Below are 8,678 nucleotides of genomic sequence, written 5' to 3' on the forward strand. Positions count from 1 at the left end.
GACGCGCACGGTCGAGGCTGCTACGACGCAGCTCCCCCAACGCCCGGCCTCAGGTCGCAACTGCGGCCTTGCTCCGGCTGCCCCAGCCCCCGGCGGTCTCACTGACGAGACAGCCGAGGAGATCTGGATGTCCGCGGAGAGCGTCGTGACTCGACGCATGACGGTCAGCCACAGCCTTCCCGAGCCCCGAGCGGGGGCGGCGACGTTGGCAGTCGAGCGGCACGATCGCGGGAGCAGTGCCGAGATCACCCTGATCGGCGACATCGATCTGGATTCCGCCTCGCTGGTCCTCCGAGCCCTGACGCGGTGCCTGCTCGACGGCGCGCGCACCATCGATGTCGAGCTCACCCACGTCGGCTTCTGCGACTGCAGCGGCCTGAGCGCTTTCCTGGACGCCTTCCAGCGCGCCGCGGCCATCGGAGCATCCGTGCGACTGCACCACCCAGCACCGCCGGTTGCGCGATTGCTCGCCCTGACCGGCACCGGGAGCCTCCTGCTCGCGCCGCAGCCCGCGCGCCCGAGGTAGAGCCGCCCCGCCTCCGTCGCCTCCGCCGCGAGGCAGGGCCGGTACCGCACGTCCCCGACTACTCTGTTGCCATAAGTTCTCTGTGTTGCACGGGGAGTCCCGCTCGGCGCAGCGAGGAGGTCGCGATGGGCCGCATCAGCGAGACTCGCGCCCTGCTCCCCTCGGCGTCGTCGCCGCTGCGGAAGCTCCCCCCGTTGCCTGGTCACCGGCGCGACGGAGAGCGCGGTACGGTGGTCGCACTGGTCGGGAGTTGTAGGGATACGGGGGTACGCGCTATCGCCGTCAACTCGGCAGCCCTTACGTTGTCGGGTGGCGACCTGCGACGCCCCAGGGCCGGCCGTCCGGAACAGGACAACCGGTGATCAGTGACGGTATGGCCGAGGTTCTGCGGCTGCTTCAGCGCGACGAAGGGTTCGACGCCGCGGCGGACGTCGCCGTGCTGGCCGCGGTGACCCTGGGCGTGAGCGGGCTGACGGTCTCCCTGGCGACCGGGGGTGACCGGGCGGAGCTGATGTGGTGCACCGACGAGGCCGCCGGCAGCTTCGAGGACCTGCAGTTCACTCTCGGCGAGGGCCCCGGCCCCGAGGCCGTGCGCGGCGACGCGATGGTGCTGGTGCCCGACCTCGCGCTGGTGCGGCCCGAGCGCTGGCCGGCTCTGAGAGTGGAGGCAGCCGGCCTGGCGGCCCGCGCGGTGTTCTGCTTCCCGATGGGCATCGGGGCGATCCGCGTCGGTGTGCTGACCCTGGTACGCCGGACGGCCGGGCCGCTGACCGACGGGCAGGTCGGTGACGCGCAGGTCCTGGCGCATGCCCTGGCCGGGCGCGCGCTCGGCAGCGTCGTGCCAGGCCCGAACGGGGCCGCTCCGGCAGACTCCGCGGACGCGCTGTTGCACGCCGTCGTGCACCAGGCCACCGGCATGGTCAGTGTCCAGCTCGATGTGTCCCTGCCCCAGGCTCTGCTGCGGCTGCGCGCGTACGCCTACAGCAGCGGCCGGCCACTCACCGACGTCTCCCGGGACGTGGTCGCGCGGCGGCTGCGCCTGGACCTCAACGGCAACGGCGACGGAAACCCGTTGCCCGTCTCAGACAAGGACTGATCGCCATGGCCCGCGAGCAGCAACTGACCAAGGTCTTCGTGGAGGTCGCCGACTCACTGATCGATGACTTCGACCTGATCGACTTCCTCCAGCGGCTGTCCGAGCGCTGCGTGGAACTGCTGGACGTCGCGGCGTGCGGGGTGCTGCTGGCCGACGAGCACGACGTGCTGCAGGTGCTGGCCGCCTCGGACGAGAACACCCGGCTACTGGAACTCTTCGCCCTGCAGTACGACCAGGGTCCCTGCGTGGAGTGCTACCGCAGCGGCCGGCCGCGCACCAACATCGACCTGGCGGACCCGAACGTCTCGCAGGCGTGGCCCGAGTTCACCCCGGCCGCGCTGCAGTCCGGCTTCCTGTCCACCAACGCGATCCCGATGCGGCTGCGTGGGCGCGTCATCGGCGCTCTCGGCCTGTTCCAGACCAGGGGCAACACCCTGAGTGACGCGGACACCGCCCTGGCCCAGGCGCTGGCGGACGTGGCGACCATCGCCATCCTGCAGCAGCGCACCCTGGCCCACAGCGAGACCGAGCGCGGACAGCTCCAGTACGCACTCACCAGCCGGATCGTCCTGGAACAGGTCAAGGGCATCCTGGCCGAGCGCTGGCAGGTCACCCCGGACCAGGCGTTCGCAGCGTTCCGCGCCTACGCCCGATCCCACCATCACCAGCTCTCGCACCTGGCCCGGCTGATCGCCGACGGCGAGTTCGACACCGAGCAGATCCCCCGATCACCCCGGCATCGCTGACCTCACCGACTTCGGGGCCCGAGGCGGCTTGCCGCAGCGTTACCAGCGCCGCGCCGGCTTCAGCGGAGCCGACGCCCTGCACATCTACCGTGCCCTCTTCGGCTTCCTTCACGGACACGTCCTCAACGAACTCCAGGAGCTCGTCGAGAACCCCGAGGAGACCGACGACCTGCCACATCGCGGGAAGCATGGCGTGGCCACGGCGGAGCACCGCCCGCGCCGGACCGGAGTTCGTACGGCGCCGGTCAGCTGTGCGTCGGGGTCGCCCCGGCCTCGTGCTCCCGTGAGGGGCCGGCAGCCGGCCTGGCCCGAGCCGAGGTGATCTCCTGCTCGGCCGCCGACCGGCCGAGCCAGGAGGCGCCGTCGAAGGACTTGCCGGGTTCCAGGTCCTTGTAGACCTCGAAGAAGTGCTGGATCTCCCGGAGGTCGTGGGGGAACACGTCGTCGAGCTCGTGCAGGTGGTTCATACGGGGGTCGGTAGCCGGGACGCACAGCACCTTGTCGTCCTCGCCCCGCTGGTCGTTCATGCGGAACATGCCCAGCGCACGGCAGCGGATCAGCACCCCCGGGAAGGTGGGTTCGCCACCCAGGACGAGCGCGTCCAGCGGTTCACCGTCCAGTCCGAGAGTGCCCTCGACGTAGCCGTAGTCGGCCGGGTAGCGGGTGGAGGTGAAGAGCATCCGGTCCAACCGGATGCGCCCGAGAGCGTGGTCCATCTCGTACTTGTTGCGGGACCCCTGGGGGATCTCCACGACCACAACGAAGTCCATCTCCCGCTCCTGCCGACGGCACGGATCAACGGGCGAGGCTGAGCCGCCCTCGACGCCTCACCGCGCAGCCGCGGAACACCGGCGCACCATGACGGCCGACACCAGGCTACGGCCGTGGCTCCCCTGCCGACGGAGCGACACCGCGCGGAACGGAAAAGCCGGCCCCGGTCGGCAGCCGGGTATCGCCGATCTCGCGCATCCGGGGCGAGCCGCGCAGGCTGGGGTGCATGACGATGGACATCGACCTGGAGGCCCTGACCGACCGGATCATGGACGACGCCCGCAGGGGCGACCGGGCGGCCGTGGAGCAGGCCCTCGCCGCTTGGGGGATGAAGGGCATGGCAGCGGGATTCCTGGTCGCGCAGCAACAGGACGTCCGGCTTCTCCTCGACGGCCAGGTCGAGCGGCTGCTCAACTATGCGAGGGCGAACGGGGCCACGCCGGAAGCGCTGAAGTGGCTCCAGGAACAACTGGACGGGGCACCACCCCCGCCCGGCTAGCACAGCCGTGGTGCCTGCTTCCCGCGCCCGACGTGGGCGTCAGCACTGGGCCTGGCGCCCCCCGATCGCCTCCAGCGCCAGCCCTGTGGCCCCCGGCCCCGCGAGTCCTCAGGTCCGGCCGTACCGGATCGTGTCGTCGGCGAACTCCCGGGCCATCTCCTCGGTCACCGTCGCCCGGGTGCTGCCGATGGCGTCCAGGTAGTCCGCCGTGGTGGGACGTGCCCGTTCGCCGGTGTCGAGAGTGCGCTCGAAGACCGTCTGGGCGACCCCCCGGGCGACCTGCTTGATGTCGGCGGGAGTGAATCCGTCGCTGGCGTCCGCCAGGGCTTCCGTGTCGGCGTCCGTACCCGTCTTGGCGATGTAGCCGGACCACAACGCGATGCGGGCCTCCCGGTCCGGCGGGCCGACCGGCAGGACGTAGTCGAAGCGGCCATGCCGCAGGAAAGCCGGGTCCAAGGCGGAGACCGCGTTGGTGGCGCAGACGAGCAGCCTGCCGTCACGCTCACGGAAGCGCACGATCGACTTGAGGAGCTCGTTGACCACACCGACCGACGCCGGGTCGGCGAGGTTGCGCGTACTGGCGACCTCTTCGACCTCGTCGATGAAGACCAGCACCCGGTCGAGCTCCGCGATCTGCCCGAAACGGTGCCCGAGGCCCGTGGCGAGCCCACCCTCCAACGCCAGCCGTGAGGGAAAGAGCTCTACGAACGGCCACCCGAGCCGACCGGCCACCGCTCTGGCGAACGTGCTCTTCCCCGTCCCCGGAGGCCCGAACAGCACCACCGCGCGGGGAGGTTCCACGCCGTGCTCGTCCGCGACCTCGGGATTGGCCAGCGGGAGCACCAGGCGCCGTTCGATGAGCCGCTTCTCGTCGGTCATCCCTCTCAGCTGCCCCCAGAGACCGGCATCGGGCACCGATCCCCCCAGCGACGCCAGAACCGCCGAGCCCTGTGCGCTCACCACCGCGACCTTCTCGAAGTACGTCAGGCCCTGGTGGTGGGAGAAGCCCGAGTTGCCCAGCGCCGTGGCACCGGTCGCCTCCGCCGAGAGAACGGCGGCGACGATCCTGGCTCCGGCCGCCTGGAGACGATGCTCCAGGGCGGAGACCAGCGCGGTGCCGAGGCCCAGGTTGCGCCAGGCCGGATGCAGGGCGACGCGCAGCACCCAGGCCCGGTCCCCGTCCACCCGGCCCACCGCCGCGCCGACGAGATGTCCCTCGGCCACCGCGACGACGCTCGGATTCCCGGCCTGCAGCGCGGCCACGACCTCCGAGAGACGGAAGACAGCGGGCGGGTCCGCGCCGGCGTTCTCGCCGTCGAGCCGCACCACTGCTTCGAGATCGTCCGGCGTGGAGTCACGCACGTGCCACACTGCCATGGCCGGCCCTCGGGGGTCGTGGTCCCGGGGCTTTCCCGTCGTCCGGCGGTCCACTGGGTCACACCGCAGGTGCGATGCCGGTCTTGACGAAGATCTGCCGGGCCGAATCCGAGGCGCCGGCCAGCACCGCCGCGGCGACGGCGGCCTGGGCGGCCGCAGGGTCCGTGCCCGGGGGCACGACCAGGAGCACGAAGTGGTCGTGGTCGCCGCAGGTGAGGATCACCGTGTCGTCGCCGACCGGGAACCGGTCGATGTGGACGACCCGGTCGTCGACGGTCATCCGTCCCGGCACCTCGTCCCACGCGGCGGCGTCCAGGCCCACCCGTTCTATCGGTCCCACGGACTCCGTCACCGCCGTGATGAGTGCCGGAAGCTCCGCAGCCAGGTCGCGTGGGCGCGGCCACCAGGCCCCGTCGTGCGCCCTGAGCCGCGACGCGGTCGTCTCCAGCCGCGGCACCACCGCACCCGGCGCCCGCGGCCAGTCGTTCCCGTCCAGCAGCCTTCCCGCTGACGGCGTGGTGGAAGGATCGACACTCATGGGACACCGCCCTGTCCGCAACGGACCACCCCGCCCGACGGCCGACGTCGCTCCGCCGGGCAGAGGCCGACGCGCCGAGCCGCTTCGGGGGCCAATCCCACGCTACTCCGGTACCGACCGTCGGCTCGTCCAGCACCAACAGCTCCGGTGCTCCCAGCAGAGCCGCGGCTGCGCGTCGGCGACCGACCCCCGCATGAAGCACCTGCGCGAACTGAACGACGCGTTCGCGCACGACCTTCCAGGGATCCAGCACTTCTTCGAGGTCTCCAGTGGCGAGGGTCGACGGTCACGCGGGTGATGCGCCCCCGATCACGATCCAACTCGGCTATGAGCAGCGGAAGTTCGTGCGCCGGAAGGTCCGTCAACGGCCCGGTCCACGCCATTCGATCAGGAAGATCGTCGCGTCGTCGCTGGTACGCCCGCCCCGTGCGGCCTTGAGGGCGTGGGAGAGGGCCCGCGTGGTGGCCGCCAGGCCGTTCCCGGCCCGCCCCACGCGTGCGGCGATGTCGATGAGCTGCGTGCGGCCGAACTGGATGCCGCCCGAGGTGTGCTCCTCGACCACGCCGTCGGTAAAGCAGACGATCCGATCTCCTGGTTGCAGGTTCACCTCGCTGACCAGCGGCTTCTCGCCGCCGAAGCCGACAGGCAGGGTGGTCGGGCCGTCGAGAATCCGGACGACGTCGTGGTCGCGGACCAGCAGCGGCGCCGGGTGCCCGGCGTTGACCCACTGCAACCGTCCGGTCGGGACGTCCAGCCGCATCATCTGCGCCGTGGCGAAGTGCTCGGGGTCGAACTGGTCCGCGATCACCTCGTCCATGTAGGCGTAGATCTCGGCCAGGCCGACGCCCGCACGCCGCGCGTGGCGGTAGGCGCCGATCGCCGCGGTGGCCATCACCGCGGCCTTCAGACCGTGCCCCATGGCGTCGATCACGGCGGCGTGCAGCGTGTCGCCGTTCAGGGCGTAGTCGAAGCTGTCCCCGGCGACCTCGTAGGCCGGCTCCAGGAAACCCGCCACCTCCACCTCGGGGACCGACATCGTCAGCGGAGGCAGCAGGGACCACTGGATCTCAGCGGCGACGGTCATCGGACGGCGACGGCGTGCCCGGGTGAACAGGTCCGTGGACCGGTCCCGCGATGTCAGGAGGCTCGCCACCAGGGTGGCGAGCCTGGTCAGGTCCGCTCGCTCCCGGTCGTCGAGGCGGTCCACGGACAGGGCCAGCACGCCGAGGCTGTCCCCGCCGTCCGTCAGTGGGAGGTAGACCCGCAGCCCGTCGGCCTCGGGCCGCGCGACCAGGCGCTCCTCCACGAAGGCCTGGCCCGCAGGTGAGCCGACGATCGGCTGTGGGCCGGTACTTGCGCAGCCGTCGTGGGACAGGGGGCTGAGGAACAACTGCTCGTAGTCCTGGAGCAGTAGCACGGCGTCCCGCCCGCCGGCGGCGGAGAGCTCCTGCGTGACCACCGAGGCGAAGAGCCGCGGCTGCACGGCGGCCGCACGGTCCAGGAGACGACCGAGCAGGTGCCCGCCGAACCGTCCGGCGCCCCCGCCCTCGGGCGCGGCCCGATCTCCGTGACGCTCCTTCATAGAGCCATCCGACCACGCATTCCCAGCGACCGCGCCTGCTATCAGGACGCGTCACACGCGTGGGTCAGGCCGGAGTAGTGTGGACGGCCATGTGGACAGGGAGTCCCGTAGCCCAGGGAGGCTGAGGCGGCGGATCGGACAGGACTCGCCGAGGCGCAGCGGCGCGGAGGACGCCGCGCCAGTGGAATCCCTCGATCGGCTCCCGAGCAGTCTGCGCGCCCCACACGATGCCGTAGCGGGCCTGGTTCAGGCAGGACAGCGGGCCCATCAGGCCGCGGACCTCGGGTCCGGCTCGGCCAGGCCGAAGCAGCCGAACAGCAGGAGCCGCGATCCGATCGCCTCCGCACCGCTCCCAGCCCCCGTACGAGGGCCGTCTCGACGGTTGGCCCTTCGGGAGGGGCCGTGATCGGCACCCGGCTCAACACCCGCGGGCTCACCGAGTTCAGCGCCCTCAACGTCGGGGCCCAGCCGGATTCAGTGCTGGCCGTCTGCGAGGCAAGGTCTCAGCTCTGGTCGTCGGTCTCTCTGGGAGCTCGCTCCAGGGCGGTACGGCAGTGCGGACACAGCTGACTGACTTCGATGTCTTCGCCGTCGGCATCGGTCATCGGGCGCACCTCTGCGATGGATGACAACAGTCTGTGGCAGAGGGCGGCGCCGTTGGCGTCGGGGACGATGTGCCACAGTACGGCGGTCGCGACTCCGAACTCGGCCTTCAGCGTGGTCATGGCCGCTGACCTGCTTCTCCTCTTTCTTGGCGCACTCCGGCGTGGACGGAGCGGATGAGTCGCTGCTGGGGTTCGCTGAGTCCACACAGGCCGATCATGGTGTCACCGGGTACGTCATGGGTGCCGCAGATGGCCAGGGCGCCGTGGATCGGCGGATCGGGGCTACCGAAGGCGGCCACGAGCGCCTGGCCGACCGGGTTGGGTTGCCGGCCAGAGGCACGGAGGCCGTCCTCTGTGTAACCACACAACCCCTGGGCTGTGCCCTGGGCACGCAGAATGGTGAAGGCGACGGTGCTCGCCTGCGCGGCGTCGGGGTCCATGAACATCGCGCGGGTATCGCCGTCACGGAAATGCAGCCGTCCGTCGGGATCGATGAGGGCATAGATGCCAGGCATGGCGAACCGTCCTCCTGTTCCAGGAGGTTTGGGCGCCAGTTCCAGGCGCGGCGACGTGCCCTCCCGTTCGCTGACCTCGACGTCGATGTCGTCGGCTTTGGTCCAGGGCAGCTCGGCCTCGACGAGGGAGGCGTATCCGGTCTCGTGCGTCTCGGTCGCGGTCGGCCGGACTCAGCGGAGATCTGGGTCCAGGATCCACTCGAAGAGGTCGTCGTTCGGCAGCGATCGGCTGGCCTCAGCCTACCCCTCAAGTCCACCACAGCCACGCCGGACGCCAGGTGATCAACCTGGCCTGCCAGTGCCTTCTCGGCCCGCAGGCCGGGGCGGAACGCGTCCACCCCCGACACCGCGAATGGCACGCCCAGCAGGCCAACAACGTCCGCGAACGTGGGTCCCGAGGTCAGGTCGCGACCTGACCTCGGG

The 8,678-nt window shown here is 71.0% G+C and carries 11 protein-coding genes and 1 pseudogene; 5 read left to right on the plus strand and 7 right to left on the minus strand.

Annotated features, from left to right (window positions below; translation table 11 throughout):
- Positions 1-127: 127 nt before the first annotated feature.
- From DN069_RS07925 to DN069_RS07935, 3 genes are all read left to right on the plus strand, one after another.
- Positions 128-526 (plus strand): STAS domain-containing protein, encoded by a 399-nt coding sequence (locus DN069_RS07925; protein ID WP_243638993.1) that lies wholly within the window; start codon positions 128-130, stop codon positions 524-526.
- 358 nt (positions 527-884) lie between these two features.
- Positions 885-1,622, plus strand: a complete 738-nt coding sequence (locus DN069_RS07930) for an ANTAR domain-containing protein (protein ID WP_133259855.1) — start codon at positions 885-887, stop codon at positions 1,620-1,622.
- 5 nt (positions 1,623-1,627) lie between these two features.
- Entirely contained in the window at positions 1,628-2,368 is a 741-nt protein-coding gene (locus DN069_RS07935) for a GAF domain-containing protein (RefSeq protein ID WP_165845417.1), read from the plus strand.
- A 245-nt stretch (positions 2,369-2,613) separates the two neighbouring features.
- Here the strand turns inward: DN069_RS07935 and DN069_RS07945 are convergent, their stop codons facing one another.
- Positions 2,614-3,138 carry an inorganic diphosphatase gene (locus DN069_RS07945; protein ID WP_111500136.1) on the minus strand — a complete coding sequence of 175 codons (525 nt, stop codon included), beginning with the start codon at positions 3,136-3,138 and terminating at the stop codon, positions 2,614-2,616.
- A gap of 227 nt (positions 3,139-3,365) precedes the next feature.
- Here DN069_RS07945 and DN069_RS07950 point away from each other — a divergent pair, with 227 nt between their 5' ends.
- Positions 3,366-3,638, plus strand: a complete 273-nt coding sequence (locus DN069_RS07950) for a hypothetical protein (protein ID WP_111500137.1) — start codon at positions 3,366-3,368, stop codon at positions 3,636-3,638.
- 108 nt (positions 3,639-3,746) lie between these two features.
- Here the strand turns inward: DN069_RS07950 and DN069_RS07955 are convergent, their stop codons facing one another.
- From DN069_RS07955 to DN069_RS07980, 6 genes are all read right to left on the minus strand, one after another.
- A complete protein-coding gene (locus DN069_RS07955; protein WP_111500138.1) occupies positions 3,747-5,015 on the minus strand; it encodes an ATP-binding protein in 1,269 nt (422 codons plus the stop codon).
- 58 nt (positions 5,016-5,073) lie between these two features.
- Entirely contained in the window at positions 5,074-5,553 is a 480-nt protein-coding gene (locus DN069_RS07960) for a DUF5994 family protein (protein WP_111500139.1), read from the minus strand.
- Positions 5,550-5,936, minus strand: a complete 387-nt coding sequence (locus DN069_RS42815) for a DUF5994 family protein (RefSeq protein WP_424556265.1) — start codon at positions 5,934-5,936, stop codon at positions 5,550-5,552. Before DN069_RS42815 ends, DN069_RS07960 begins: the two co-directional genes overlap by 4 nt.
- Positions 5,915-7,135, minus strand: a complete 1,221-nt coding sequence (locus DN069_RS07965; protein ID WP_111500140.1) for a PP2C family protein-serine/threonine phosphatase — start codon at positions 7,133-7,135, stop codon at positions 5,915-5,917. The genes DN069_RS42815 and DN069_RS07965 overlap by 22 nt, the downstream gene beginning before the upstream one ends.
- 503 nt (positions 7,136-7,638) lie before the next feature.
- Positions 7,639-7,860 carry a hypothetical protein gene (locus DN069_RS07975; RefSeq protein WP_111500142.1) on the minus strand — a complete coding sequence of 74 codons (222 nt, stop codon included), beginning with the start codon at positions 7,858-7,860 and terminating at the stop codon, positions 7,639-7,641.
- A complete protein-coding gene (locus tag DN069_RS07980; protein ID WP_111500143.1) occupies positions 7,857-8,255 on the minus strand; it encodes a hypothetical protein in 399 nt (132 codons plus the stop codon). The genes DN069_RS07975 and DN069_RS07980 overlap by 4 nt, the downstream gene beginning before the upstream one ends.
- A gap of 251 nt (positions 8,256-8,506) precedes the next feature.
- Between DN069_RS07980 and DN069_RS42575 the strand changes: the two are divergent.
- A pseudogene (locus DN069_RS42575) lies at positions 8,507-8,671 on the plus strand (phosphorothioated DNA-binding restriction endonuclease); the annotation flags it as partial.
- Positions 8,672-8,678 lie beyond the last annotated feature (7 nt).

It is taken from the genome of Streptacidiphilus pinicola, assembly GCF_003258295.1.
GTDB lineage: Bacteria > Actinomycetota > Actinomycetes > Streptomycetales > Streptomycetaceae > Streptacidiphilus > Streptacidiphilus pinicola.

Coding starts and splice junctions, on each gene's coding strand:
- DN069_RS07945 (WP_111500136.1), bottom strand. CDS start 3,138: ATGGACTTCGTTGTGGTCGTGGAGATCCCCCAGGGGTCCCGCAACAAG.
- DN069_RS07965 (WP_111500140.1), bottom strand. CDS start 7,135: ATGAAGGAGCGTCACGGAGATCGGGCCGCGCCCGAGGGCGGGGGCGCC.
- DN069_RS07925 (WP_243638993.1), top strand. CDS start 128: ATGTCCGCGGAGAGCGTCGTGACTCGACGCATGACGGTCAGCCACAGC.
- DN069_RS07960 (WP_111500139.1), bottom strand. CDS start 5,553: ATGAGTGTCGATCCTTCCACCACGCCGTCAGCGGGAAGGCTGCTGGAC.
- DN069_RS07975 (WP_111500142.1), bottom strand. CDS start 7,860: ATGACCACGCTGAAGGCCGAGTTCGGAGTCGCGACCGCCGTACTGTGG.
- DN069_RS07935 (WP_165845417.1), top strand. CDS start 1,628: ATGGCCCGCGAGCAGCAACTGACCAAGGTCTTCGTGGAGGTCGCCGAC.
- DN069_RS07955 (WP_111500138.1), bottom strand. CDS start 5,015: ATGGCAGTGTGGCACGTGCGTGACTCCACGCCGGACGATCTCGAAGCA.
- DN069_RS07980 (WP_111500143.1), bottom strand. CDS start 8,255: ATGCCTGGCATCTATGCCCTCATCGATCCCGACGGACGGCTGCATTTC.
- DN069_RS42815 (WP_424556265.1), bottom strand. CDS start 5,936: ATGGCGTGGACCGGGCCGTTGACGGACCTTCCGGCGCACGAACTTCCG.
- DN069_RS07950 (WP_111500137.1), top strand. CDS start 3,366: ATGACGATGGACATCGACCTGGAGGCCCTGACCGACCGGATCATGGAC.